This window comes from Kitasatospora sp. NPDC036934, assembly GCF_055608425.1.
Map to the genome: position 1 here is coordinate 217,331 of NZ_JBVJQR010000010.1, position 24,209 is coordinate 241,539.

Annotated in this window: 20 protein-coding genes; 9 read left to right on the forward strand and 11 right to left on the reverse strand. The window is 72.0% G+C overall.

Going from position 1 to position 24,209, the window contains the following annotated elements:
• Nucleotides 1-4: 4 nt before the first annotated feature.
• Nucleotides 5-1,873: an ABC transporter ATP-binding protein gene (locus tag ACZ7BZ_RS17735; RefSeq protein ID WP_470359096.1), complete on the reverse strand. Its 1,869-nt coding sequence runs from the start codon at nt 1,871-1,873 to the stop codon at nt 5-7.
• Complete coding sequence (locus ACZ7BZ_RS17740) at nt 1,870-3,699, reverse strand: ABC transporter ATP-binding protein (protein ID WP_470359097.1); 1,830 nt, start codon at nt 3,697-3,699, stop codon at nt 1,870-1,872. The genes ACZ7BZ_RS17735 and ACZ7BZ_RS17740 overlap by 4 nt, the downstream gene beginning before the upstream one ends.
• A gap of 292 nt (nt 3,700-3,991) precedes the next feature.
• Here ACZ7BZ_RS17740 and ACZ7BZ_RS17745 point away from each other — a divergent pair, with 292 nt between their 5' ends.
• Nucleotides 3,992-5,425, forward strand: a complete 1,434-nt coding sequence (locus ACZ7BZ_RS17745; protein WP_470359098.1) for a family 2B encapsulin nanocompartment shell protein — start codon at nt 3,992-3,994, stop codon at nt 5,423-5,425.
• A gap of 39 nt (nt 5,426-5,464) precedes the next feature.
• Here ACZ7BZ_RS17745 and glgX read toward each other — a convergent pair whose 3' ends face one another.
• Complete coding sequence (glgX, locus tag ACZ7BZ_RS17750) at nt 5,465-7,672, reverse strand: glycogen debranching protein GlgX (RefSeq protein WP_470359099.1); 2,208 nt, start codon at nt 7,670-7,672, stop codon at nt 5,465-5,467.
• 193 nt (nt 7,673-7,865) lie between these two features.
• Between glgX and ACZ7BZ_RS17755 the strand changes: the two genes are divergently transcribed.
• The 4 genes from ACZ7BZ_RS17755 (at nt 7,866) to ACZ7BZ_RS17770 (ending at nt 12,590) form a co-directional block, all read left to right on the forward strand.
• Nucleotides 7,866-9,092: a L,D-transpeptidase gene (locus tag ACZ7BZ_RS17755; protein ID WP_470359100.1), complete on the forward strand. Its 1,227-nt coding sequence runs from the start codon at nt 7,866-7,868 to the stop codon at nt 9,090-9,092.
• 173 nt (nt 9,093-9,265) lie between these two features.
• On the forward strand, nt 9,266-10,495 hold the full coding sequence (locus ACZ7BZ_RS17760; RefSeq protein WP_470359101.1) for a L,D-transpeptidase: 1,230 nt from the start codon (nt 9,266-9,268) through the stop codon (nt 10,493-10,495).
• Nucleotides 10,496-10,658: 163 nt separating this feature from the next.
• A complete protein-coding gene (locus ACZ7BZ_RS17765; RefSeq protein ID WP_470359102.1) occupies nt 10,659-11,894 on the forward strand; it encodes a L,D-transpeptidase in 1,236 nt (411 codons plus the stop codon).
• 198 nt (nt 11,895-12,092) lie between these two features.
• On the forward strand, nt 12,093-12,590 hold the full coding sequence (locus tag ACZ7BZ_RS17770) for an ATP-binding protein (RefSeq protein WP_470359103.1): 498 nt from the start codon (nt 12,093-12,095) through the stop codon (nt 12,588-12,590).
• A gap of 267 nt (nt 12,591-12,857) precedes the next feature.
• Here ACZ7BZ_RS17770 and ACZ7BZ_RS17775 read toward each other — a convergent pair whose 3' ends face one another.
• From ACZ7BZ_RS17775 to ACZ7BZ_RS17785, 3 genes are all read right to left on the reverse strand, one after another.
• On the reverse strand, nt 12,858-13,706 hold the full coding sequence (locus ACZ7BZ_RS17775) for a hypothetical protein (protein ID WP_470359104.1): 849 nt from the start codon (nt 13,704-13,706) through the stop codon (nt 12,858-12,860).
• Nucleotides 13,707-13,916: 210 nt separating this feature from the next.
• Nucleotides 13,917-14,117, reverse strand: a complete 201-nt coding sequence (locus ACZ7BZ_RS17780; protein WP_470359105.1) for a DUF397 domain-containing protein — start codon at nt 14,115-14,117, stop codon at nt 13,917-13,919.
• Nucleotides 14,114-15,100 (reverse strand): helix-turn-helix domain-containing protein, encoded by a 987-nt coding sequence (locus ACZ7BZ_RS17785; protein WP_470359106.1) that lies wholly within the window; start codon nt 15,098-15,100, stop codon nt 14,114-14,116. Before ACZ7BZ_RS17785 ends, ACZ7BZ_RS17780 begins: the two co-directional genes overlap by 4 nt.
• Between ACZ7BZ_RS17785 and ACZ7BZ_RS17790 the strand changes: the two genes are divergently transcribed.
• Together ACZ7BZ_RS17790 and ACZ7BZ_RS17795 are read left to right on the forward strand one after the other, a co-directional pair.
• Nucleotides 15,093-15,527: an ATP-binding protein gene (locus tag ACZ7BZ_RS17790; RefSeq protein WP_470359107.1), complete on the forward strand. Its 435-nt coding sequence runs from the start codon at nt 15,093-15,095 to the stop codon at nt 15,525-15,527. The two genes, ACZ7BZ_RS17785 and ACZ7BZ_RS17790, sit on opposite strands and share 8 nt — an antisense overlap.
• A 305-nt stretch (nt 15,528-15,832) precedes the next feature.
• Nucleotides 15,833-16,693 (forward strand): DMT family transporter, encoded by an 861-nt coding sequence (locus tag ACZ7BZ_RS17795; protein WP_470359108.1) that lies wholly within the window; start codon nt 15,833-15,835, stop codon nt 16,691-16,693.
• Nucleotides 16,694-16,785: 92 nt separating this feature from the next.
• Here ACZ7BZ_RS17795 and ACZ7BZ_RS17800 read toward each other — a convergent pair whose 3' ends face one another.
• Nucleotides 16,786-17,532: a TetR/AcrR family transcriptional regulator gene (locus ACZ7BZ_RS17800; protein ID WP_470359109.1), complete on the reverse strand. Its 747-nt coding sequence runs from the start codon at nt 17,530-17,532 to the stop codon at nt 16,786-16,788.
• A 142-nt stretch (nt 17,533-17,674) separates the two neighbouring features.
• Here ACZ7BZ_RS17800 and ACZ7BZ_RS17805 point away from each other — a divergent pair, with 142 nt between their 5' ends.
• Together ACZ7BZ_RS17805 and ACZ7BZ_RS17810 are read left to right on the forward strand one after the other, a co-directional pair.
• Nucleotides 17,675-18,268 carry an NADPH-dependent FMN reductase gene (locus ACZ7BZ_RS17805; protein WP_470359110.1) on the forward strand — a complete coding sequence of 198 codons (594 nt, stop codon included), beginning with the start codon at nt 17,675-17,677 and terminating at the stop codon, nt 18,266-18,268.
• Nucleotides 18,269-18,291: 23 nt separating this feature from the next.
• Nucleotides 18,292-19,854 (forward strand): MDR family MFS transporter, encoded by a 1,563-nt coding sequence (locus tag ACZ7BZ_RS17810; protein ID WP_470359111.1) that lies wholly within the window; start codon nt 18,292-18,294, stop codon nt 19,852-19,854.
• A gap of 4 nt (nt 19,855-19,858) precedes the next feature.
• Here the strand turns inward: ACZ7BZ_RS17810 and ACZ7BZ_RS17815 are convergent, their stop codons facing one another.
• The 4 genes from ACZ7BZ_RS17815 to gcvH form a co-directional block, all read right to left on the reverse strand.
• A complete protein-coding gene (locus ACZ7BZ_RS17815) occupies nt 19,859-20,530 on the reverse strand; it encodes a hypothetical protein (RefSeq protein WP_470359112.1) in 672 nt (223 codons plus the stop codon).
• A gap of 309 nt (nt 20,531-20,839) precedes the next feature.
• Nucleotides 20,840-22,207 carry an L-serine ammonia-lyase gene (locus ACZ7BZ_RS17820; RefSeq protein WP_470359113.1) on the reverse strand — a complete coding sequence of 456 codons (1,368 nt, stop codon included), beginning with the start codon at nt 22,205-22,207 and terminating at the stop codon, nt 20,840-20,842.
• 182 nt (nt 22,208-22,389) lie between these two features.
• Nucleotides 22,390-23,658 carry a serine hydroxymethyltransferase gene (gene glyA, locus ACZ7BZ_RS17825; protein WP_470359114.1) on the reverse strand — a complete coding sequence of 423 codons (1,269 nt, stop codon included), beginning with the start codon at nt 23,656-23,658 and terminating at the stop codon, nt 22,390-22,392.
• An 82-nt stretch (nt 23,659-23,740) separates the two neighbouring features.
• Nucleotides 23,741-24,121: a glycine cleavage system protein GcvH gene (gene gcvH / locus ACZ7BZ_RS17830; RefSeq protein ID WP_380459175.1), complete on the reverse strand. Its 381-nt coding sequence runs from the start codon at nt 24,119-24,121 to the stop codon at nt 23,741-23,743.
• Nucleotides 24,122-24,209 lie beyond the last annotated feature (88 nt).

Genomic DNA, 24,209 nt, shown 5'->3' on the forward strand with positions numbered 1-24,209 from the left:
AGTTCTACACCAGGCTGTCCCGCCAGGCACGATGCAGGGTGGCGAAACGCCCCGCGCGGTCGATCAGCTGCTGCGGGGAGCCGTCCTCGACGATCCGGCCCTGGTCCATCACCAGCACCCGGTCGGCGATCTCCACGGTGGAGAGCCGGTGGGCGATGATCATCGCGGTGCGGCCGGCCAGCACCGTGCGCATCGCCCGCTGCACGGCCTGCTCGCCGGGCACGTCCAGCGAGCTGGTCGCCTCGTCCAGGATCAGCACGGCCGGGTCGGCCAGCAGGGCGCGGGCGAAGGCGACCAGCTGGCGCTGACCGGCCGAGATCCGGCCGCCGCGCTTGCGCACGTCGGTATCGAAGCCGTCCGGGAGCGCGGCGATGAACTCGTACGCGCCGATGTCCCGGGTGGCCTGCTCGACCTCGGCGCGGGTGGCGCCCGGGCGGCCGATCGCGATGTTCTCGGCGACGGTGCCGGAGAACAGGAAGGACTCCTGGGTCACCATCACCACCCCGCGCCGCAGGTCCGGGGTGGCGAGGTCGCGCAGGTCCACGCCGTCCAGCCGGATCCGGCCCTCGGTCGGGTCGTAGAAACGGGCCAGCAGCTTGGCGACCGTCGACTTGCCGGCGCCGGTCGCCCCGACCACCGCGACCGTCTGCCCGGCCGGGATCAGCAGGTCGAAGGGCGGCAGCACCTCCTTGCCGGTGCGGTAGGCGAAGCGCGTTGCTTCGAAGGAGACCTCGCGGCCCTTCCCCGCGGCCTGCGGCAGCTCCACCGGCTCGGCCGGCTCGGCGACGGTCGGCTCGTGGGCGAGCAGGCCGGCGATCTTCTCCAGGGCCGCGGCGGCGGCCTGGTAGCTGTTCAGGAACATCGCCAGCTGGTCGAGCGGGTCGAACAGGCGGCGCAGGTAGAGCGCGAAGGCGGTCAGCACGCCCAGTTCCAGCGCGTCGTCGGAGACCAGCCAGGCGCCCAGCAGCACGATGCCGGTGAACCAGACGTTGGCGGTGGCCCGGGACAGCCCGACGTACCGGGCGAGTTCCAGGAAGCCCTCCGCGTTGGCGGTGGACGACTGCCGGTTGACCACCCCGAAGGCGGCGTCGTTGGCCTGCTCGCGGCGGAAGGCCTGCACCGGGCGGATGCCGTTCATGGTCTCGGTGAAGCGCACGATCATCGAGGCGGCGGCCGTTCGCGAGCGGCGGTAGACCCGCCGGGAGCGGGTGCGGAACGAGTGGGCGATCAGGGCCAGCGGCAGGAAGGCCACCAGCGAGGCCAGGCCGAGCCGCCAGTCCAGCACCACCAGCAGCACCGAGATGTAGCAGACCGACAGGAAGACGGTCAGCAGCTCCTGGAGGCCCTCGGAGAGCAGCTCGCGCAGCGCGTCGATGTCACTGGTGGCCCGGGAGATGATCCGGCCCGAGGTGTAGCGCTCGTGGAAGTCCAGGCTGAGCCGCTGGGCGTGCCGGAAGATCCGGCCGCGCAGGTCCAGCAGGACGTCCTGGTTCACCCGGGCGCTGATCTTGATGAACGTCCACTGCAGCACCGGGCTGAGCAGCGCGCAGAACAGGTAACCGGCCACCACCGCCACCAGCGGACCGGAGTCGTGCGCGCGCAGCGCCGGGATGCCGCGGTCCATCGCCACCGCGACCAGCAGCGGGCCGGACTGCAGGGCGGCCTGCTGGACCAGGATCACCACCATCGCGACGGCGATCCGGGCCCGGTGCGCGCCGAGCAGCGAGCGCAGCAGCGCCCGCGGCGCGCCGGGCGGGACGGGGATGTCGTCCTCGTCGGCGGGGGGCGGGGGCAGCTCCTCCTCGGCGGGCTCCGCCCCGGCGGGCTCCGCGCCGAGCGACTCCGCTCCGGCGGACTCGACGGTGGTGGTCATCGGGTGGGCTCCTTCTCGGCGACGAAGGGGCCCTCGGGTACGAGGGCGGCCTCGCCCGACATCAGTTCGCGGTAGTGCGGGCAGTCCCGCAGCAGTTCCTGGTGGGTGCCGACGGCCTCGATCCGGCCGTCCGCGAGCACCGCGACCCGGTCGGCGAGCAGCACGGTGCTGGGACGGTGGGCGACCACCAGCGCGGTGGTGGTGCCCAGCACCTCGCGCAGCGCCCGCTCGACCAGCGCCTCGGTGTGCACGTCCAGGGCGGACAGCGGGTCGTCCAGCACCAGGAAGGGCGGGTCGCCGACCACCGCGCGGGCCAGGGCGAGGCGCTGGCGCTGCCCGCCGGACAGGCTCAGGCCCTGCTCGCCGACCTCGGTCCCCACCCCGGCCGGGAGCCGCTCGACGAAGTCGGCCTGGGCGGTGGCGAGGGCGGCGGTCAGCTGCCGGTCGTCCGCGCCGGGGGCGCCCATCAGGACGTTCTCCCGGACGGTGGCGGAGAACAGGGTGGGTTCCTCGAAGGCGACCGAGACCAGCCGGCGCAGCTCCTCCCGGGGCAGTCCGGCGATGTCCCGGCCGTCCAGGGTGATCCGGCCGCCGGTGGTCTCGTACAGCCGGGGGAGCAGCGCGGTGAGCGTGGTCTTGCCGCTGCCGGTGGCGCCGACCAGGGCCATCGTCTCGCCGCTGCGGATGTGCAGGTCGATGCCGGCCAGCAGGTCGGGGGTGCCGTCGGGGGCGTCGGGGTAGCGGAACCGGACGCCGGTGAAGCGGATGCCGTCCGGGCTGCCCGCAGGGGGCACGGTGGGCGCGGCGGGCGCGTCCTCGGGCTCGGGTTCGTCGATGACCTCGAAGAACCGGTCGGTGGCGGTGGCGGCCTCGTTGGCGTAGGCCAGCAGCCAGCCGAGCGACTCGACCGGCCAGCGCAGGGCGAGCGCGGTGGACAGGAAGGCCACCAGGGTGCCGGCGCTCAGCTCGTCGTGGGCGACCAGGTAGGCGCCGACGGCCAGGGCGCAGCCGAGGGCGATCTCCGGCAGGCCGACGATGACCGCCCACAGGTTGGCGAGCTGGTGGGCCTTGCGCAGTTCGGTGCGGCGCAGCCGGTGGGACTGTTCGCGGAAGTGCTCGGCCATCGAGCGGTGCCGGCCGAAGGCCTTGAGGATGCGGATGCCGAGGACGGACTCCTCGACCACGGTGGCGAGGTCGCCGTTCTGGTCCTGGGCGAGCCGGGCGGTGACCGAGTAGCCGGCCTCGAAGCGCCGGGTGAGGACCAGTAGCGGCGCGGCCGGCAGCAGCACGATCAGGGCGAGTCGCCAGTCCTGGGCGAACATCAGCAGGGTGCCGGCCAGGAAAGTCACCGAGTTGACGACCAGGAACACCAGCGGGAAGGCCAGGAAGAGCCGCATGGCGTTCATGTCGGTGGTGGCCCGGGAGAGCATCTGGCCGGAGCCCCAGCGGTCGTGGAAGGCGACCGGCAGCCGCTGGAGCTTGGCGTAGAGGTCGGCGCGCATGGCCGCCTCCAGCCGGCCCAGGGGGCGGGACAGGACCACCCGGCGGGTGTAGAACAGTGCGGCCTCGACCAGACCGAGGAGCAGCAGCAGGCCGACCGGCGGCCAGAGCGCGGCGAGGTCGTGCCGGGCGAGCGGGCCGTCGACGATCCGGCCGAGCACCACCGGGACGGCGAGGGTGCTCATCATGGCGAGCGAGGCGGCCGTCACCGAGACGACCAGCCGGCCGCGCACGGCCCGGGCGTACGGCCACAGGCGCAGCAGTGAGCGGACCGTGGAGCGGTGGCTTCCGGTCGGGCGGTCGGCGTCTTGTCTGTTCTCGGCCATCGCGGTGAGGGTAGGCAGAGAGACCGTCACTTCTCATCCGGTTTTTCGCCCCTGTCGGCGCCGCCCGGCGAGAACCGGCCACCCGGCCGGGCGCAGCGCCCGCCGACCGTCGGCACCGGGCCAAAGGAGCCCCGGAGGCGAGCGGGCGAACAGCAGCCCCGAGTCGAAGGGGGCGCGCGGATCCGTTCGTGTAGGAAGGAGTGCGCCGCGCGCCTCTTGCGAGCGCCTGCCGAACGGCCGATTACATCTCCTGACGGATGTCCATGGAGATGCGAGTGACAGGAGTGCGGACATGACGGTCGACACCGGCCCCACCCCCGGCCCCGGCGCCGGGGCCGCGAGAGTGCAGGTGCGGGCCCGGCTCAGCCTCAGCACCACCGCCGCGCGCAATCTGGCGACGACGACCAAGTCGAAGCCGCAGATGCAGGAGATCACCTCCCGCTGGCTGCTCAAGATGCTGCCGTGGGTGCAGGTCAGCGCCGGTACGTACCGGGTCAACCGGCGGTTGAGCTACGCGGCCGGGCGCGGCCGGGTGGGCTTCGCGAAGACCGGGTCCACCGTGACGGTCATCGCCCCCTCGCTGGCGGAGGTTCCGGCGCTGCGCGGTTACCAGGACCAGGAGGTGCTCACCGAACTGGCCGGCCGGTTCGTGCAGCGGGACTTCGCCGCGGGCGAGGTCCTGGTGCAGGAGGGGGCGCCGATCGAGGAGGTGCTCCTGGTCGCGCACGGCAAGGTCGACCGGATCGGCACCGGCAAGTACGGCGAGCAGACGGTGCTCGGCACCCTCGCGGACGGCGACCACGTCGGCGACGAGGTGATCACCGAGCCCGGCGGCACCTGGTCGTACACCGTGAAGGCCGCCACCGCCGGCGTCGCGCTGACGCTGAACGCCTCGCGGCTGCAGGACCTGATCGACCGCTCCGCGACGCTGCGCGAGCAGCTGCTGGGCTTCGCCGCCGACGCGGCCCAGGCGCAGAACGCCCACGGCGAGGCGGAGATCGACCTCTCGGCCGGCCACGAGGGCGAGTTCGAGCTGCCCGGCGCCTTCGTGGACTACGAACTGGAGCCGCGCGAGTACGAGTTGAGCGTCGCCCAGACCGTCCTCAGGGTCCACACCCGGGTCGCCGACCTCTACAACAAGCCGATGAACCAGACCGAGGAGCAGCTGCGGCTGACCATCGAGGCGCTGCGCGAGCGGCAGGAGTACGAGCTCGTCAACAACCCGGAGTTCGGCCTGCTCGCCAACGCCGACTTCGACCAGCGGATCCAGACCCACTCCGGCGCGCCCACCCCGGACGACCTGGACGAGCTGCTCGCCATGCGCCGTGACACCGACTACCTGTTCGCTCACCCGCGGGCCATCGCCGCCTTCGAGCGGGAGTGCAACAAGCGCGGCATCTACCCGGGCACGGTCGACGTCCTCGGCAAGCAGCGGCCGGTCTGGCGCGGGGTGCCGATCTTCACCTGCGGCAAGATCCCGGTGGCGGCCGACCAGACCACCTCGTTCATCGCGATGCGCGTCGGCGAGGAGAACCAGGGCGTGGTCGGCCTGACCCAGGTCGGCATCCCGGACGAGGTCGAGCCGGGCCTGAACGTCCGTTTCATGGGCATCGACGAGAAGGCGATCGCCTCCTACCTGGTCAGCACCTACTACTCGGCGGCGGTGCTGGTGCCGGACGCGATCGGTGTCCTGGAGAACGTCGAGGTCGGGCACGCCCGCGGCTGAGGCCCTGGGGGGCAGGGCCAGGCGCGGGCGGCCGGCCCGCTAGGTGTGGACGGGGGCGCGCAGCAGTTGCAGCGAGCGCCCGCCCAGCACCACCGCGCCCCGCGGGTACGGCTCACCCGTGCCCGCGGCGGCCGTGTCCAGCACCGTCTCCCAGGCGGCCTCCGGCTCGGCCCAGGGCTCCCCGGGCAGGGTGAACACGGCCGGTTCGTGGCCCGCGTTGAGCAGCAGCAGGAAGCTGTCGTCGGCCAACGGGCGCCCGGTGTCGTCCCGTTCCGACATCGCGGTGCCGGACAGCAGCATGCCCAGGCAGGCCGTCGGGGCGTACCAGTCCGCCTCGGTCATCTCCTTGCCGAGCGGGGTGAACCAGGCGAGGTCCGGCTGTCCGCCGGGGACGGCGGCCCGGCCGGAGAAGAACGCCCGCCGGCGCAGCACCGGGTGGGCCCGGCGCAGCCGGACCAGCCGGCCGGTCAGCTCGCACAGCTCCCGCCAGCCGGGCTGCTCCAGCAGCGACCAGTCCAGCCAGCTCAGCTCGCCGTCCTGGCAGTAGGCGTTGTTGTTGCCGCCCTGGGTGCGGCCCAGCTCGTCCCCGGCGGTGATCATCGGGACGCCCGCGGAGAGCAGCAACGTGGCCATCAGGTTGCGCAGTTGGCGCAGCCGCAGGGCGTTGACCTCCGGGTCGGTGGTCTCGCCTTCGGTGCCGTGGTTCCAGGAGCGGTTGTCGTCGGTGCCGTCCCGGTTGGCCTCGCCGTTGGCCTCGTTGTGCTTGCGGTCGTAGGAGACCAGGTCGCGCAGGGTGAAACCGTCGTGCGCGGTCACGTAGTTGACGGAGGCGTACGGGCGGCGGCCGGCGCCCTGGTAGAGGTCGGAGGAGCCGGACAGCCGGTAGCCGAGCTCGCGGACGTCCGGGCGGGCGCCGCGCCAGAAGTCCCGTACGGTGTCGCGGTAGCGGTCGTTCCACTCGGCCCACAGCGGCGGGAAGCCGCCGACCCGGTAGCCGCCCGGGCCGACGTCCCAGGGCTCGGCGATCAGTTTCACCCGGCTCAACAGGGGGTCCTGGGAGACCGCGGCGAGGAACGGGTGGTCCATGTCGACGCCGTCCGAGCCGCGGGCCAGGGCGGTCGCCAGGTCGAAGCGGAAGCCGTCCACGCCCATCTCGGTGACCCAGTAGCGCAGCGAGTCGGTGATCAGCCGGACCACCTGCGGGCGGCGGGTGTCCAGGGTGTTGCCGCAGCCGGTGTAGTCGGCGTAGCTCCGCGGGCGGTGCGGGGCGAGGCGGTAGTAGGCGGCGTTGTCGATGCCGCGCAGCGACAGCGCCGGGCCCAGCTCGGCGCCCTCGGCGGTGTGGTTGAACACCACGTCGAGGATCACCTCGATCCCGGCGGCGTGCAGGGCGCGGACCATCCGCTTGAACTCGCCGACCTGGCCGCCGCGCGAGCCCGAGGCGGAGTAGCCGGCGTGCGGGGCGAAGTAGCCGATGGTGTTGTAGCCCCAGTAGTTGACCAGGCCGCGGGCCTGGAGGTGGTCCTCGCTGGCGTACTGGTGCACCGGCAGCAGCTCGACGGCCGTCACCCCGAGGCGGGTGAGGTGGGCGATCGCGGCGGGGTGGGCCAGGCCCGCGTAGGTGCCGCGCAGCTGCGGCGGGATGTCGGGGTGGCGCATGGTGAAGCCGCGCACGTGGAGTTCGTAGAGCACCGTCTCGGCCCACGGGGTCTTCGGGCGGTGGTCGTCGTACCAGTCGTCGTCGTCGTGGACGACCACGGATCTGGGCACGTAGGGGGCGGAGTCCCGGTTGTCCCGGACGGTGTCGGCGACGTCGGCCTCGGGCCAGTTGCGAACGGCCGAGCAGGTCGCGTCGTGGGAGGTGTAGGAGCCGTCGACGGCGCGGGCGTACGGGTCGAGCAGCAGCTTCGCCGGGTTCCAGCGGGCGCCCGTCCACGGGTCCCAGCGGCCGTGCACCCGGAAGCCGTAGCGGGTGCCGGGGCGCACGCCGGGCAGGAAGCCGTGCCAGATCTGGAAGTCCTGCTCGGTGAGGTGGTGCCGGTGCTCCCGGCCGTCCTCGTCGAACAGGCACAGGTCGACGGCCTCGGCGCCGGCCGCCCAGAGTGCGAAGTTGGTGCCGGGGCCGCCGTGCTGGTCCGTCCGGAAGCGGGCGCCGAGTGGCTGCCAGCTGCCGGGCCACGGTGGTTCGGCGGTGTGCGGGCCGCCGTTCGGCCGTGCCCCGGCTTCCAGCTCCTGCCCTGACGCCATGGTCGTGTCCTCCCTGGACGGGGTGTCCCGGACCCCGTTCACCTTCTCTTTCCCGGATTGTGGTGGGGGGAAGCGGCTGAACGGGGGCTTGCCGGAGGGTGGCGGGGTGGATTCCGAGGCGTCCGGCGTGTCCCCGTCGGGCCGCGTCTCGTTGAGCCGGGCGCATCGGACGTGAACAGTGGGAGGCCCCGGGATGCGGCGCCGAGTGGGGATGTGGGCGCGGCGGGTGGCGGCGGCGGTGTGCTGTCTGGCCGTGCTCAGCGGGTGCGGGGGCGGGGCCCCGGGCGGGGCGGCGGGGGACGCCGTGCCGGGTGGTCCGCGCACCGCGCCCGCGCCGCCGTCCCGGGCGGTGCTGACCGCGGTGCCCGCGGACGGGGCGCAGGACGTGCCGCCGGAGGGGCCGGTGCGGGTGACCGTGGCCCAGGGGCGGCTGGTGTCCGTGCGGCTGGCGGACGCGAAGGGGGTGGAGCTGCCGGGGGCGATCAGCGCGGACGGTACCGGCTGGTCGCCGGAGGGGCCGCTGCCGCTCGGGACGGCCTTCACGGTGGACGCGGTCGCCGAGGACGACCAGGGGCAGCGGGCGGCCCAGCACTCGGCGTTCTCCACGGTGGCCCGGGCGCACACCTTCGTGGCGTTCTTCACCCCGGAGGACGGTTCCACGGTCGGGGTCGGGATGCCGGTCTCGCTGCGGTTCAGCCGCCCGATCACCGACCGGGCGGCGGTGGAGCGGGCGGTCCAGGTCGGTGCGGACCCGCCGGTGCCGGTGGCGGCGCACTGGTTCGGCAACCAGCGGCTGGACTTCCGTCCGCAGCAGTACTGGGCGGCCGGTACCAGGGTGACGGTGGCGCTGCGGCTGAAGGACGTCCAGGGCGCGCCCGGGGAGTTCGGCAGCCAGAGCCGGGACCTGCACTTCACGGTGGGCCGGGCGCAGGTGTCCACCGTGGACCTCGACGCGCACACCCTGACCGTCCGGGCCGGGCAGGGCGGCAAGGTGCTGCGGGTGCTCAAGGTGTCCGGTGGCAGCCCCGACCACTCCACCTACCGGGGGGTGATGGTGGTGTCGGAGAAGTACAAGCTGACCCGGATGAACTCGCAGACCGTCGGCATGGGCGACGAGTACGACATCAAGGACGTCCCGCACGCGATGCGGCTGACCACCTCCGGCACCTTCCTGCACGGCAACTACTGGGCCGACCCCGGGGTGTTCGGCACCGCCAACACCAGCCACGGCTGCATCGGCCTGGCCGACACCAAGGGCGGCGGCAAGGACACCCCGGCGGGCTGGCTGTTCGAGCACACCGTCCCGGGGGACGTGCTGGAGGTACGGGCCTCGGCCGGGGACTTCGTGCCGCCGTCGAACGGGCTGAACGGCTGGAACGTCCCGTGGGACCAGTGGGTGGCCGGGAGCGCCCTGCGGTAACCGCCTTCACGCCCGGTTCACGCGGGCTCCACCCCACTCCCCCCGGAATTCACTCAGACGGCCCAGTTATCCTGCTCCGGCGCGTCGGGGCCCGGCGCGAAAGATCGGCGCCCGGTGCAACTCACGGGGGCGCTCATCGCGTCAACTGAGTGAATACCGGGAGGGGAGATTCCGTGAAGACGGGGAAGACGGCCGGCACCGCGATACGCCGCGGTGCGACGGCACTGGTCATGGGTGGGGTGCTGCTGCTCACGGCGGCCTGCAACGACGACAAGGGCGGGACGTCGGGCGACGCCGCCGCGACGGCGCCGGCGGACGCGAACGGGACGGCCGCGGGCGGCGGCTCGGCCACGCCGAAGGCCTCGGCGGCCGTGCTCGCGGTCGAGCCGAAGGACGGTGCCCAGGACGTCGCGCCGAGCGGGCTGCAGGTGTCGGTGTCGAACGGCAAGCTGACCACGGTCGAGGTGACCGACAAGAACGGCAAGCCGGTCGAGGGCGCGATCACCGCGGACGGCACCGGCTGGAAGCCGGCGGCGGCGCTCGCCGTCGGCATGGCGTACAAGGTGAACGCCCAGGCGAAGGACGACGCCGGCCTGGTGGCCGCGTCCACCACCTCGTTCACCACGCTGACGCCGGACAAGAAGGTCTCCACCAACGACAACATCGCCGACGGTTCCACCTACGGCGTCGGCATGATCGTCTCGGTGGGCTTCAACAAGGACGTCAAGAACAAGGACGCCGTCCTCAAGGGCATCACCTTCGAGACCGACAACGGCACCGTGGTCAAGGGCCACTGGTTCGACAACCGCCGGGTGGACTTCCGTCCGGAGGAGTACTGGAAGCCGGGCACCAAGGTGACCATCAAGTACCGGCTGAAGAGCGTCGAGGTCGCACCGGGCGTCTACGGCGACGTGGACAAGGACGAGCCGTTCACCATCGGCCGCTCGATGATCTCCACCGCGGACGCCAAGTCGCACCAGATGACGGTCGAGCGGGACGGCAAGAGCACCACCCTGCCGGTCACCCTGGGCGCGGACGCGACGCCGTCCTGGGGCGGGACGATGGTGATCATGGACAAGGAGAAGGTCACCCGGATGAACTCGCAGACCGTCGGTCTCGGCGGCGAGTACGACATCCAGGACGTGCCGCACGCGATGCGGCTGACCACCTCCGGCACCTTCCTGCACGGCAACTACTGGTCCAGCCCGTTCGGCAAGTCCAACGGCAGCCACGGGTGCATCTCGATGCAGGACGTGAAGGGCGGCAGCGACTCCTCGGTCGCCGGCAAGTTCTACAACGACTCGATGGTCGGCGACGTCGTGAAGATCGTGAACACCAAGGAGAAGACCGTCTCGCCCTCCAACGGGCTGGGCGGCTGGAACGTGTCCTGGGCCAACTGGTAGGCCCGGCAGGCTCGTCACCGCGCGGCCCGCACCTCACTCGTTGGGGTCGGGCCGCCCGGTTTTCGGGGCGGAAAGTCCCTCGGACGGCGCAACCTTTCCCATGGTTCGACACATCTATGGGTCGGGTCCGTCGTGACCGCGGGGAGCAAGGGAGGGAATCGGCGTGAGGTCGATACGCAGGGTGGTGGCCGTCGGTCTGGTCGGCGGGGCGATGGCGTTGACCGCCGCGTGCGGTGGCAGCGGCGGCGGCAGCGGGAGCGGTGCCGCCAAGGCCGATCTGGGGGCCGGTGCGGGCGCCACCGCGTCGGCGCCCGCGGGTTCCGCGTCGAAGGCGCCGAACCCGTCGAAGGTGTCCACGGCCGCGGTGAGCATCGAGCCGAAGAACGGCGCGGTGGACGTGGCGCCGGGCGCGCTCAAGATCGGTGCGACGGGCGGCAAGCTGACCACCGTCAAGGTGAGTGACAAGACCGGCAAGGAGGTCCCCGGCACGATCGCCGCGGACGGCACCAGCTGGACCCCGTCCACCGGGCTCGCGGTGGGCACCGCCTACCAGGTCAGCGCGATGGCCGCGGACGCCGACGGCGCGGTCGCCACGGCGGACAGCAGCTTCACCACGCTGACCCCGGCGGCGCTGGCCAAGGCCTCCGACAACGTCGACAACGACGCCACCTACGGCGTCGGCATGATCGTCTCGGTGGACTTCAGCAAGGACGTCAAGAACAAGGACGCCGTCCTCAAGGGCATCACCTTCCAGACCGACAACGGCACCGTGGTCAAGGGCCACTGGTTCGACGACCGCCGGCTGGACTTCCGTCCGGAGCAGTACTGGAAGCCGGGCACCAAGGTGACGGTGCAGTACCGCCTCAAGAGCGTGGAGATCGCCCCCGGGGTGTACGGCGCCGACCGGGACGAGCCCTTCACGATCGGGCGATCCCAGATCTCGACGGTTGACGCCGCCGCGCACAGGATGACGGTGGTCCGGGACGGGCAGTCGAACGACATCGACATCACCTCCGGGTCGGACCAGCACCCCACCTGGAACGGCACGATGGTGGTCATGGCCAAGGAGGACACGGTGCGGATGCAGTCCAGCACCCTGCCCGGCATGACCGGCGCGCCGTACGACCTCCAGGTGCCGCACTCGATCCGGCTGACCACCAGCGGGACGTACGTGCACGGCAACTACTGGAGCGGCTCCGCCTTCGGCGAGGACAACGTCAGCCACGGCTGCGTGGGCCTGCGCGACGTCAAGGGCGGCGGGGAGTCCACCTCGATGGGCAAGTTCTACGCGGGCACCCTGGTCGGCGACGTCGTCACCGTGAAGAACTCCACCAAGAAGGAGACGCTCGACCCGGCGAACGGGCTGAGCGGCTGGAACCTGCCGTGGAGCAAGTGGTAACCGCCTGGTAGGGGCTGCTTGGGGTCAACCCGGGCTTGACTTCGGTCGGCTCGGGTCGGCCCCTTCTTGCATGCGGCATATGCCGACGCGGGCGAGATCGTTTGCTCATTGTCCGTACGCGCCCGCTTGCGTTCCGCAATGATGGACCGCATGGCGGGTTGGGGCGAAGCAGATCAGACATCGGTTCCCGCGGCCGGCGTGGTCGCGCAGGCGTCGTGGATCGACGTCCAGGGTGCGCTCTCGGCGCTGGAAGGGCTCAGCTCCGAGGAGTTGCAGGCGATGTACTCCGCCAGACTGTGCGACCAGTCCGCGCCCAACGAGGTGCGGCTGCCGTCCCGCCCGGAGTCCGGGCCGGTGGCCCGCCGGCTGGTGCTCAACGTCCTGGAGTCCTGGGAGCTGCACCAGCACCTGGAGGCCGGTGAGTTGCTCACCAGCGAGCTGGTCTCCAACGCCGTGCGGCACGCCGCCGGGCGCACCATCGGACTGCACGTCAGCCGCAAGCCCGGCTGGCTGCGGGTCGAGGTCCGGGACTCCTCCCGGGCGCTGCCCTGCATGATCCTGGCCGAGCCCCGGCCGGTGAACGAGCGCGGGCGCGGGCTGAGGATCGTCGACGACCTCGCCGACCGCTGGGGGGCGGACCTGCTGCCGCGGGGCAAGGGCGTCTGGTTCGAGCTGAAGGTGCGCGAGCGGCACTGAGGGGCCGGGCCCCGGGTCCGGATACGCGCAGGGCCCCCGGAATCGCCGTGGTCGGCGGTGGGGGCCCCTGCAAGTCATCGCGCGGCCAAGGGGGTGCGTGTCGCGCGATGGGCGTCGGCGGTGCCAGGTCGGGCCCGCCGAGGTCTCGATGTCCTGACTATTGCACGGATCTCAGCATGTGGGCAAACCGGGCGTCTTGGATTACAAGGTTTGTAACCTAGTTCACCTTTGGATTTTGCATAGGTTCACGGTGTGGCCTGTGAATATTCACGATCTCGGCGATGTGATCATCGCTTGCCGGGTCCGGGCGGCGTGGGCGCGGACGGCGGCGGCGGAGAGGCGCCGGGGGTGGAGCGGCGGAGGCGTCGGAGTGCCACGGCAGGCGCGGCAGAGGCCGCCGAGGAGGGCGTGCGGGCGGCAGGGGATGCGGCAGTCCGTGCACTCGACGATGCGGGTGGTGGGAGGCTCCGGGAGGGGTCGTTCCGGGGGCATCTTGTCGAGCAGGCGTCGGCGGGTGAAGGCCGCCGGGCTGTGGACGCCGTCCGGCGGCAGGCCTGCGGTGAGGGCGGCGGTGAAGAGGGCCGGGGTGGTGCCCCGGGCCAGCCACTCGGCCGCGAGCGGCTCCAGGGCGGTGCAGTCGGCGGCGGAGAGCGCGAGGCGGGCGTCGGCGAGGCCGAGGCCGGCGAGGGCCGCGTAGGCCGCCGAGGTGGGCGAAGTGCGGTTGAGCTTTCGCTCCTCGGGGGGATCGGGTGCTCCGGACGTTGACGCCTCGCCGGTGTTGCCGGTGGTGATGAAGCGCGTCCACCACGCGTCGGAGCGAGGGGTGCGGGAGAAGTAGGTGCGGAACACCCAGCGGCAGTTCCTGGATTCGAGGCGCTCGCGGACACGGCGCAGGTGACCTGCGGTGGAGAGGTTGTTGAGCACCGTGCGGCAGGCCATCTGCCCGTAGTGGGGCTGGAGGGCGGCGAGGGTCTTGACGTCCATCGCGGCGCCGTCGGGGAGGTGGTCGATGAGCGAGGCGAGGTATGCCTCGCGTGCCGGGAGGTGGGAGAAGTCGGCGGCGGAACGGGGGAGTTGCTCCGGGGCGGACTGCTTGCCGTATCCGGGCGCGGCCATGGCGGTAGAGTCGTGGGTAGCCACAGGATCGAGTCTCTTTCGATCGTGCCGGTCAGACCCCCGTTCGGTGTTGGTAGCACCGGCGGGGGTTGTTTCGTTGCTGCGCACGCTACACGGGGGGACCGGCTGTGGCGAAGTCATGACGATAAGTCATATCTGCTGCGTGCAGGGGTGGTTGGAAGGTGGTTACCCACCCGTTCGACTAAAAGGTCACTCGGCCGGTGCCGCTTGAGCTTCGGAGGCGAACGAGACGAAGGCGGACCAGGCCTCGGGCGAGAAGGTGAGGGTCGGGCCGGCCTTGTCCTTGGAGTCCCGGACGTGGATGGCGGACGGACAGGAGGCGACCTCGACGCAAGCTCCGCCATCGTCGTTGCTGTAGCTGGACTTGAACCAGTTGGCCCCAGCGCTCATAGCTCCTCCGCGACCTCTCTGATGAACTCTGCGGACTCCTCGGTGCTGAGGGCCTGCATGCGGATCATGCCATGTCGTTGTGTGAGCACGTTGACCTTGTCCGGATCGGCGTGCAACACGCCAGTTCGGTGCCCCTCTACGTAGGCCAGCTGTTCGTGATCGGCAGTTTCCAGCAGGATGATTGGGCCCGTGAGTGCCGGATATGCCGCACGGTTCGCAGGGAGTGCCTGGACAGAGACATTGCGCAGAGCGCTCATCTCGATGATGTGTGTGAGCTGCCTCTTCATTAGAGCTGAACTGCCGACTTTCGCACGCAGCGCCGCTTCGTAGATCACGAAACCAAACAGCACTGTCGGCGAATGCCTCAGCTTCTCCTGGCGCTGCATCCGACCTACGACTCGCGCTTCGACCGTCTCGTCGTCCAGCGGTGGGCAGACGTGGCTGATCAACTCCCGGGCGTATTCCTCGGTCTGAAGCAAACCCGGGATGAGTAGGGCCTCGTACGTGTGGATCGCGATCGCCACGTCCTCGGCGTCCGTGTAGCCCTGCAAGTAGGACGGGAACTTCTCCGGCTTCAGGAACTCGACGGCCCCGACCAGCATCCCCCTCGCGTCGCACAACTCATCCGCGACCTGGAGCAACTTGAGCGAGGGCTTCCGCCTCCCCGCCTCCATCGACCGCACGCTCTCGATGTCGTAGTTGGCCGCCTGGCTCAACTGCTCCCGGGTCACGCCCGCCTTTTCACGCCACCGCTTGAGCTGATCGCCGCAGTAGCTCCACGACATCGGGTTCTGCTTCGGCGTCCCCACGGCTCCGTGCCCCTCCCTGCCCTGGTCAAAGGGCGGTTCAAGCTCTCGCTGTACCAGCGGCGTTACTCCTGAGGCTATGCCCGCCTGCCGACCCTTGAAGAGCGAAATGGCCGAACTCGTTCTTGTGAGTGAAGGCCTCCTTGCCTCCCCCCCCTCAAGGATTCTGATGATCACTCAGCCCGTCGACGTCGTCGAGTGGATGCTCCCCCGCCACCCCCGAAGTGCGAGCCGCGCTCGGATCCGGCTCCTCCGGCAGGCCTTCGAGTGGCAGATCGACGTCGAGTCCGCCGAGATCGCCCTGCTCCTCCTCAGCGAACTCGTCACCAACGCCTGCCGCCACGCCAGGGGCCCGCGCGACCGCCTGATCGGCGTCCGCCTCGTCCTCCCCACCCCCACCCTCCTCCGCGTCGAGGTCTCCGACGCGAGCCCCGACCTGCCCGTCCCCCGCCACGCCGCTCCCGACGACGAGTCCGGCCGGGGCCTGGAACTCGTCGCCGCCCTTGCTACCTCCTGGGGTGCCCACCCGCGCGGCGAGGGCTGCATCGGCAAGACCACCTGGTGCGAACTCGCCCTTCCCACTCCGGTGAACCCGCACGACTGACCCTTCCGCACCTGCGCAGGAAGTCGGGCCCGTCGACTTCCTGCGCGGGCTGAGTACCATCGGGGTCGTGAACTCGTACTGGCACGTCGTACTGCCACCGCTCGGCGCCTGATCGGGCGCTCGCTTCGGTGGCTTGATCCCCGCAGCCCCGTTCAGGGGGCCTGTGGCGCGCGCCCGTTCTCGGAACCTGTCCCCTTGACGGTCTTCGACGACGGAAGTTCACGACTGTGCCGAATCGTTTGCCCGCGCCTGCGCGTGCTCTCCTGGCCCCCGCTCCCCGCCGTACCCGCCCGATCGACGGGCCGGTGCCGATCCTGGCCAGCGCCCTGCTGTGGGGCACCACCGGGACGGCCAGTTCACTGGCGCCCGGGGGTGCTCCGGCGGTGGGGATCGGGGCCGCCGCCCTGGTGCTCGGCGGGCTGCTGCTGTTCCTCACCGACCGTGCCGCCTGGTCGCTGCCCCGGAGGTGCGGGGCGCGTGAGCGGTGGCTACTGGCGGCCGGGGCGGTGGCCGTGGTGGGGTACCCGCTCACCTTCTACCCGGCGGTGCCCCGCACCGGAGTCGCCGTCTCCACGGTGATCGCCCTCGGGGGCGCGCCGGTGTTCACCGGTCTCCTCGGATGGCTCGCCCGGCAGGGGCGCCCGAGCGGCCGGTGGGCCGGGGCCACGGCACTGGCCGTGCTCGGCTGCGGGGTGCTGGTGCTCGGGCCCGAACTCACCGGCGGCGGCCGGGCGGTGGACCCCGTCGGGGTGCTGCTGGCGGCGCTCTCCGGGCTCTCCTACGCGGTGTACTCGCTGATCGCCGGGCGGCTGATCACCGCCGGGCACCCGTCCGGCGGGGTGATGGGCGCGATGTTCGGCGGCGCGGCGGTACTGGTGCTGCCCGTGCTCGTGCTGGAGCCGCTGGGCCGGCTGCTCTCGGCGCGCGGCGCCGGCATCGTCCTGCACCTCGGAGTCGTCACCACCTTCCTCGCCTACCGGCTGTTCGGCCACGGCCTGCGTCACACCTCCGCCCAGACCGCCACCGCCCTCACCCTCGCCGAACCCGCGGTCGCCGCCGTCCTCGGCGTCGCCGCCCTGGGCGAGCGGCTCCCGGCGCTCTCCTGGTGCGGCCTCGCGGTGCTGGCGGGCGGCCTGGCGTTCCTGACCCTCCCCAGTAGGCGGTAGCCGCCGGGCTGCGCGGGAAGCCGGACCGGCCGACTTCCCGCGCAGCGGGGTGGGCCGACCGGGCACCGTGATCCAAGCGGGGAAACCGGGAGTCAGATGCCGAAGTGGGTGGCGATGCCGTCGAGGACGCAGTCGAGGCCGGTTTCGAAGTGCCAGGCGGGGTCGTCCTTGCGGGTGGCCTGGTGGAGGTACTGCTGGTAGGCGGGGTAGCGGCCGGTGCCCATCAGGTAGGTCATCCGGGGGGCCAGGCCGGCGCGGGTCTCGTCGCCGTCGGACCAGTTGTGGTCGCGGCGCAGGGCGGCCAGGGCGACTTCGGAGGCGACCGAGCCGTGGACGTAGCCGGCGACGGTGCGGAAGATCGCCATGGTGGTGTCGGCGTCCAGGCCGTGCTCGGCGAGGGCGGCGAAGGACCGCTCGGGAACGGCGAGTTGGTTGGGGGTGAGGGAGAACGGGGTGGCCGCCCGGACCATCCAGGGGTGGGCGAGGTTCATCGCGCGCAGGTGGACGGCGAGTGAGCGCATGGCTCCGCGCCAGCCGACGGCGGGGGTGTCCAGCGGGAGCCGACCGTAGACGAAGTCGACCATCAGCTCGATGAGTTCGTCCTTGCCGGAGACGTACCGGTAGGCGGCCATCGGGGCGACGCCGAGGGCGGTGGCCAGGCGGCGCATGGTGACGGCGTCCAGGCCCTCGGCGTCGGCGAGGGCGACGGCGGCCTCGGCGATCCGGTGCGGGGTCAGGGCGGTGCGCGGTGCGGGGGCCGGGCGGTCGAGCCGCTCCCAGAGTGAGGCCTGGGGCTGGTCGCGGTCGTCGTCCCCGGCGGGGGCCTGCTGAGCGGGCATGGGGGCGGGCTCCTTCCGGCTGGGAGGGTCCACCGTACCACCCGCGTGTACGGCGTATCTGGGGAGTGGACGACGTACGCGCCAGTGTGTACGTTGTATCCATCGCCGATACGGCGTACACAACGTCTTGGAGGGGATCCCCATGTCCACGGAGCAGAACCTGAAGGTCGCGGTCGTCCTCGGCAGCACCCGGGCCGGTCGTTTCGGCCCGGTCGTCGCCGACTGGCTGCTCGGCCACCTCGACGTCCGCGAGGACATGACCGCCGACCTGGTCGACCTGGCCGCCACCCCGCTGCCCACCGTCATGCCCTCCTGGGGTGGTGAACTTCCGCCCGGCGACGTCGAGTTGCTGGAGGCCGTGTCGCCCCGGCTGGCCGCAGCCGATGCCTTCGTGTTCGTCACGCCCGAGTACAACCACAGCTTCCCGGCCGCGCTGAAGAACGCCATCGACTGGCACAACCAGCAGTGGCACGGCAAGCCGATCGCCTTCGTCTCGTACGGCGGACTCTCCGGTGGCCTCCGGGCCGTCGAGCAGCTGCGCGTGGTGATGGCCGAGTTGAACAGCGTGACGATCCGCAACACGGTCAGCTTCCACGGCGCCGCCCAGTGCTTCGACGCCGACGGCAAGGCGAAGGACCCGGCCGCGGACGCCGCCGCCAAGACCATGCTCGACCAACTGGACTGGTGGGCACGGGCGTTGCGGGACGCCCGGCAGGCCCGTCCGTTCGCCGCCTGAACCCGGAGAAGGGGGACACGGCCATGACCACGGAACCGGCGGACGAACGCCCCAAGCCGCCGCTGCTCGGCGTGATCGGGCTGATGCTCGGCATCTTCCTGTCGGCCCTCGACGGGCAGATCATCGGCACCGCGCTGCCGACCATCGTCGGCGACCTCGGCGGGTTGGAGCACCTCTCCTGGGCGGTCACCGCCTACCTGTTGACCTCGGCCGCCGCCACCCCGCTGTGGGGCCGGCTCGGCGACCTGTACGGGCGCAAGGGTGCCTACCAGTGGGCGGTGGCGGTCTTCCTGATCGGCTCGGTGCTGTCCGGACTCTCGCAGGACATGGGCCAGTTGATCGCCTTCCGGGCCCTCCAGGGGGTCGGCGCGGGCGGGCTGATGGTCGGCGCGCTGTCGGTCATCGGGGTGCTGGTGCCCGCCTCCGACCGGGGCCGGGTGCAGTCGGTGATCGGGGTGCTGATGCCGATCGCCTTCGTCGGCGGGCCGCTGCTCGGCGGCTTCCTCACCGACCGGCTCAGCTGGCGCTGGGCCTTCTACGTCAACCTGCCGATCGGGGTGTTCGCCGTGCTCGCGGTCGGCGCCGCGGTGCGGCTGCCGAAGGCCGAACGGGTCCGCGCCCCCTTCGACTGGGCCGGGGTCGCCCTGCTGACCACCGGCATCGTCGGGCTCACCCTGGTCAGCAGCTGGGGCGGGACGACGTACCCCTGGGCCTCGCCGGTGATCCTCGGGACGGTCGCGGTCGCGGCGGTCGCGCTGGTCGGCTTCGCCCGCGCCGAACTGCGCGCCCCCGGGCCGCTGATCCCGCCCGCCCTGTTCCGCAACCGCAACTTCACGGTGGCCCAGGTGCTGGGCTTCCTCACCGGTGCCGTCATGCTCGCCCTGATCGGCTACCTGCCGCAGTACCTGCAGTTCGTCCAGGGCGCGTCACCGACCACCGGCGGACTGCTCCTGCTGCCGCTGATGCTCGGCATGATGGGCACCCAGCTGGTCACCGCCCGGCTGATGAACCGGCCCGGCGGCGAACGGCGCTACCCGCTGCTGGGCGGGGCACTCGCCCTGGCCGGGGCCGCGCTCCTGCTGCTCCTGGGCACGGACACCCCGGTGGCACTGGCCTCCGGGCTCACGGCGGTCGCCGGGGTCGGCATCGGACTGCTGATGCAGAGCACCATGCTGACCTCGATGGGCGCGGTGCCGCGGGAGTCCATGGGCGCGGCGATGGGCGTGGTGACCCTGCTGCGCAGCATCGGCGGCTCGCTCGGCATGGCCGCTCTCGGCGCGGTCTACACCGCGCGGCTGACCGCCGACCTGGAGGCCCGGCTGAGCCCGGCCGCGGCCGCCCACCTGACCGGCGGCGGAGGGCTCACCCCGGCCGCGCTGACCGGGCTGCCGCAGGCCGTCCGGGACGCCGTCGGCACGGCGGTCACCAGCGGGCTGCACGGCACGGTGGCGGGCGGCGTCGCCCTGGCGGCGGTGGCCACGGCGGTGGCCTGCCTGGCCCGGCCGGACCCGGGCCCGAAGCCGGGCCTGAACCCGGGCCCGAGTCCGGAGCCGAGCCCGGAGCTGCAGACGGCCTCACGGCCCTGAGGCCTCACGGGCACCGGCCGGCGAAGCAGAAGGAGGCGACCTCCGACTGCAGCAGCTCGCGCAGCGGGGTGGGCCAGCCGTCCTCCGGGCCCGCCACCAGGACGGACCAGGCGGTGCCGTCAGGCCCGACCAGCACGTGTTCGACAGCCCGGCGGACACCGGAGCCGGCCAGCTCGTAGGCGTACTCCAGCTCGGCGCTGCCGCCCGCGGTCCGCTCCAGCCGGATCCGGTGGTAGCCGGGGAACCGGGCCGGGTTGCGGGCCAGGTCGTCGTCGGTTTCCACGGCCTGCTGGTACGGGGGGCTGCCGTCCATCACGAACACCTGGATCAGACTGCGGTGGTCGGGGGAGTCGTAGAACACCGAGGCGCCGTCGACGCGCCGTTGCCAGCCGTCGGGGACGAGGAGGGTGAACCCGGCCGGGTCCGGCACCGGCGTCAGGTGCGGCCCGACGGGGCCGGTCGGCGCGGCGGGCTGGGCGGGCGGGGCCGGGTCGGTCGAGTCGGTCGGACCGAGGCCGGAGGTGGGCCCCGGGGCGACGGTGCGGGCGCCCCCGGCGGGGAACGGCGGCGTGGCCGCGGCGGCCGGCCGGTCGACGTCGTCGGGACGGTCCAGCAGGTACCAGCCACCGCCCGCGAGCACCCCGGCCAGCACCCCGGTGCCGGCGGCGATCAGCACCCGCACCCACCGGCGCCGCGGCGGCCCGACCAGCGGCGGTGCCAAGGGCGGCGGCGGTGCCAAGGGCGGCGCTGCCAAGGGTGGCGGCGGTCGGTGCGGCTCCGGCGGCTGGAACGACATCCGTCTCCCCTCCGGCGTGGACCGACCCGCCGCGATTATCGCGCCGCCGGCCCCGCCACGACCAGAGGGCGGCCGGGGAGTGCCCGGGGAGCGCCAAGAGACCCGAGTGGCCCCCGGACGGTACGGGGTTCCGCCCGGGGGCCACTCGTCACGGGTCCTGAGCAGCACACGCTGATCAGGGCACGGTGATCAGCACTCGATGACGTTCACGGCGAGGCCGCCGCGCGAGGTCTCCTTGTACTTGATCTTCATGTCGGCCCCGGTCTCCTTCATCGTCTTGATCGCCTTGTCCAGCGAGACGTGGTGGCGCCCGTCGCCGCGCAGCGCCATCCGGGCCGCGGTGACGGCCTTGACCGACGCCATGCCGTTGCGCTCGATGCAGGGGATCTGGACCAGGCCGCCGACCGGGTCGCAGGTGAGGCCGAGGTTGTGCTCGATGCCGATCTCGGCGGCGTTCTCGACCTGCTCGGGGGTGCCGCCGAGGACCTCGGCGAGGCCGCCCGCGGCCATCGAGCAGGCGGAGCCGACCTCACCCTGGCAGCCGACCTCGGCGCCGGAGATGGAGGCGTTCTCCTTGAAGAGCATGCCGATGGCGCCGGCCGCGAGCAGGAAGCGGACGATGCCGTCGTCGTCGGCGCCCGGGATGAAGTTCAGGTAGTAGTGCAGGGTGGCGGGGATGATCCCGGCCGCACCGTTGGTCGGGGCGGTGACCACCCGGCGCCCGGAGGCGTTCTCCTCGTTGACCGCCATCGCGTAGAGGGTGACCCACTCCATCGCGTTGGCCGGCCCGATCCCCTCGGCGCGCAGCGCCCGGGCGCCCGCGGCGGCCCGGCGGCGGACCTTCAGCCCGCCCGGCAGGATGCCCTCGCGGCTCATGCCGGCCCGCACGCACTCCTGCATCACGGACCAGATCTCCAGCAGCCCGGTGCGGATCTCCTCCTCGCTGCGCCAGGCCTTCTCGTTCTCCAGCATCAGGCCGGAGATCGACAGCCCGGTCTCCCGGCTGAGCCGCAGCAGTTCGTCGCCGGTGCGGAAGGGGTACTTCAGCACGGTGTCGTCGGGCTTGACCCGGTCCGCGCCGATCGCGTCCTCGTCCACGACGAAGCCGCCGCCGACCGAGTAGTAGGTCTTCTCCAGCAGCGTCGAGCCGTCCGCCGCGTACGCCCACAGGGTCATCCCGTTGGCGTGGTACGGCAGCGAGCGGCGCCGGTGCAGGACGAGCTGGTCGTCGGTGTCGAAGTCGATCGGGTGCTCGCCGAGCAGGTTGAGGCGCTTCTCGGCGGTGATCCGCTCGACGTCCTTGTCCGCCTGGTCGACGTCGACGGTGCGGGGCGAGTTGCCCTCCAGGCCGAGCAGGACGGCCTTCGGGGTGCCGTGGCCGTGGCCGGTGGCGCCCAGCGAGCCGTACAGCTCGGCGCGCACCCCGGTCACCCGGTCCAGCAGGCCTTCGGAGCGCAGGCGGCGGGCGAACATCCGGGCGGCGCGCATCGGGCCGACGGTGTGGGAGCTCGACGGGCCGATGCCGATGGAGAAGAGGTCGAAGACGCTGATGGCCACGGGGACGTCCTTGTCTGGGTCTCGTGGAAGGACAAAGCGGGTACATGGGACGGGGCACCGCGCGCGTACTGTCCAGTGTGCGCGGTGCCCCGGAAACGGCAGGTGGCCGGCCGCCGTGAGGCCGGTCACCCTCCTCCGGCGATCAGGCGATCGAGAGATCAGACGGTCGGAGGATCAGGCGATCAGAGGTTGGGGTAGAGCGGGTACTTCTCGGCCAGGGCGGTGACCCGGGCCTTCAGCGCGGCGGCGACGGTCTCGTCGAAGGCGGGCTTGAGCGCCTCGGCGATGACGTCGGCGACCTCGCGGAAGTCCTCGGCCTGGAAGCCGCGGGTGGCCAGCGCCGGGGTGCCGATCCGCAGGCCCGAGGTGACCATCGGCGGGCGGGGGTCGTTCGGGACGGCGTTGCGGTTGACGGTGATGCCGACCTCGTGCAGCCGGTCCTCGGCCTGCTGGCCGTCGAGCTGGCTGTTGCGCAGGTCGACCAGGACCAGGTGGACGTCGGTGCCGCCGGACAGCACGGACGCGCCGGCCTCGGCGACGTCGGCCTGCAGCAGGCGCTCGGCGAGGATCTTGGCGCCGTCCAGGGTGCGCTGCTGGCGCTCCTTGAACTCCTCGGAGGCGGCGACCTTGAAGGCGACGGCCTTGCCCGCGATGACGTGCTCCAGCGGACCGCCCTGCTGGCCGGGGAAGACCGCGGAGTTGATCTTCTTGGCGTACTCGGCCTTGGACAGGATGACGCCGCCGCGCGGGCCGCCCAGGGTCTTGTGGGTGGTGGTGGTGACCACGTCCGCGTACGGCACCGGGTTCGGGTGCAGGCCTGCGGCGACCAGGCCCGCGAAGTGCGCCATGTCGACCATGAGCAGCGCGCCGACCTCGTCGGCGACCCGGCGGAACGCGGCGAAGTCGAGCTGGCGCGGGTAGGCGGACCAGCCAGCGATGATCAGCTTCGGCTGGTGCTCCTTGGCCAGGCGCTCGACCTCGGCCATGTCGACCTGGCCGGTCTTCTCGTCGACGTGGTACGCGGCCACGTTGTAGAGCTTGCCGGAGAAGTTGATCTTCATGCCGTGGGTCAGGTGACCGCCGTGGGCCAGGCTCAGGCCCAGGATGGTGTCGCCCGGCTGGATCAGCGCGAACATCGCGGCGGCGTTGGCCTGGGCGCCCGAGTGCGGCTGGACGTTGGCGTGTTCGGCGCCGAACAGGGCCTTGATCCGGTCGATCGCGATCTGCTCGACCACGTCGACGTGCTCGCAACCGCCGTAGTAGCGGCGGCCGGGGTAACCCTCGGCGTACTTGTTGGTGAGCACCGAACCCTGGGCCTCCATGACCGCCACCGGGGCGAAGTTCTCGGAGGCGATCATCTCCAGCGTGGTCTGCTGGCGGTGCAGCTCGGCGTCGACCGCGGCGGCGATCTCCGGGTCGAGGGCGTGCAGGGACTGGTTGAGAACCGTCATGGTGTGGTCTTCCCGGGGAGGAGAGCGGAGGGACGGTGGGGGCGGGACGGACCGCCGTGCTGCGGCCCGTCCCGGCGGGGGCTCAGCCCTCGGCGTGGGTGAGCGCGTCGTACTCGGCGGCGCTGAGCAGCGTGTCGGTGGCCTCCACGCGGACCTTGAACAGCCAGCCGCCCTCGAACGGGGCGCTGTTGACCAGGCTGTTGTCGTCCAGGACGTCCTGGTTGACCTCGGTGACCTCGCCGGTCACCGGGGAGTACAGGTCGCTGACCGACTTGGTCGACTCCAGCTCGCCACAGGTCTCTCCGGCGGTCACGGCGTCGCCGACCTCGGGGAGCTGCACATAGACGATGTCACCGAGGGCGTCGGCGGCGTGCTTGGTGATGCCGACCGTCGAGACACCGTCCTCGGCGGCCGTCAGCCACTCGTGCTCCTTGGTGTACTGCAGGTGCTGGGGGTTGCTCATGGCGTCATTCTCCAGGATGGGAAGCGGGTACGACGCAGCGGGCCGCCGCGCGGACGGCTCCGACGTGCGCCTATGGGAAAACCGGGGT

Excerpts from the sequence above, each read along its gene's own strand:
- glgX (WP_470359099.1), bottom strand. The coding sequence starts at position 7,672 with ATGGCGTCAGGGCAGGAGCTGGAAGCCGGGGCACGGCCGAACGGCGGC.
- ACZ7BZ_RS17735 (WP_470359096.1), bottom strand. The coding sequence starts at position 1,873 with ATGACCACCACCGTCGAGTCCGCCGGAGCGGAGTCGCTCGGCGCGGAG.
- gcvH (WP_380459175.1), bottom strand. The coding sequence starts at position 24,121 with ATGAGCAACCCCCAGCACCTGCAGTACACCAAGGAGCACGAGTGGCTG.
- glyA (WP_470359114.1), bottom strand. The coding sequence starts at position 23,658 with ATGACGGTTCTCAACCAGTCCCTGCACGCCCTCGACCCGGAGATCGCC.
- ACZ7BZ_RS17775 (WP_470359104.1), bottom strand. The coding sequence starts at position 13,706 with ATGGCCGCGCCCGGATACGGCAAGCAGTCCGCCCCGGAGCAACTCCCC.
- ACZ7BZ_RS17740 (WP_470359097.1), bottom strand. The coding sequence starts at position 3,699 with ATGGCCGAGAACAGACAAGACGCCGACCGCCCGACCGGAAGCCACCGC.
- ACZ7BZ_RS17800 (WP_470359109.1), bottom strand. The coding sequence starts at position 17,532 with ATGCCCGCTCAGCAGGCCCCCGCCGGGGACGACGACCGCGACCAGCCC.
- ACZ7BZ_RS17780 (WP_470359105.1), bottom strand. The coding sequence starts at position 14,117 with ATGAGCGCTGGGGCCAACTGGTTCAAGTCCAGCTACAGCAACGACGAT.
- ACZ7BZ_RS17755 (WP_470359100.1), top strand. The coding sequence starts at position 7,866 with ATGCGGCGCCGAGTGGGGATGTGGGCGCGGCGGGTGGCGGCGGCGGTG.
- ACZ7BZ_RS17790 (WP_470359107.1), top strand. The coding sequence starts at position 15,093 with ATGATCACTCAGCCCGTCGACGTCGTCGAGTGGATGCTCCCCCGCCAC.
- ACZ7BZ_RS17745 (WP_470359098.1), top strand. The coding sequence starts at position 3,992 with ATGACGGTCGACACCGGCCCCACCCCCGGCCCCGGCGCCGGGGCCGCG.
- ACZ7BZ_RS17810 (WP_470359111.1), top strand. The coding sequence starts at position 18,292 with ATGACCACGGAACCGGCGGACGAACGCCCCAAGCCGCCGCTGCTCGGC.
- ACZ7BZ_RS17805 (WP_470359110.1), top strand. The coding sequence starts at position 17,675 with ATGTCCACGGAGCAGAACCTGAAGGTCGCGGTCGTCCTCGGCAGCACC.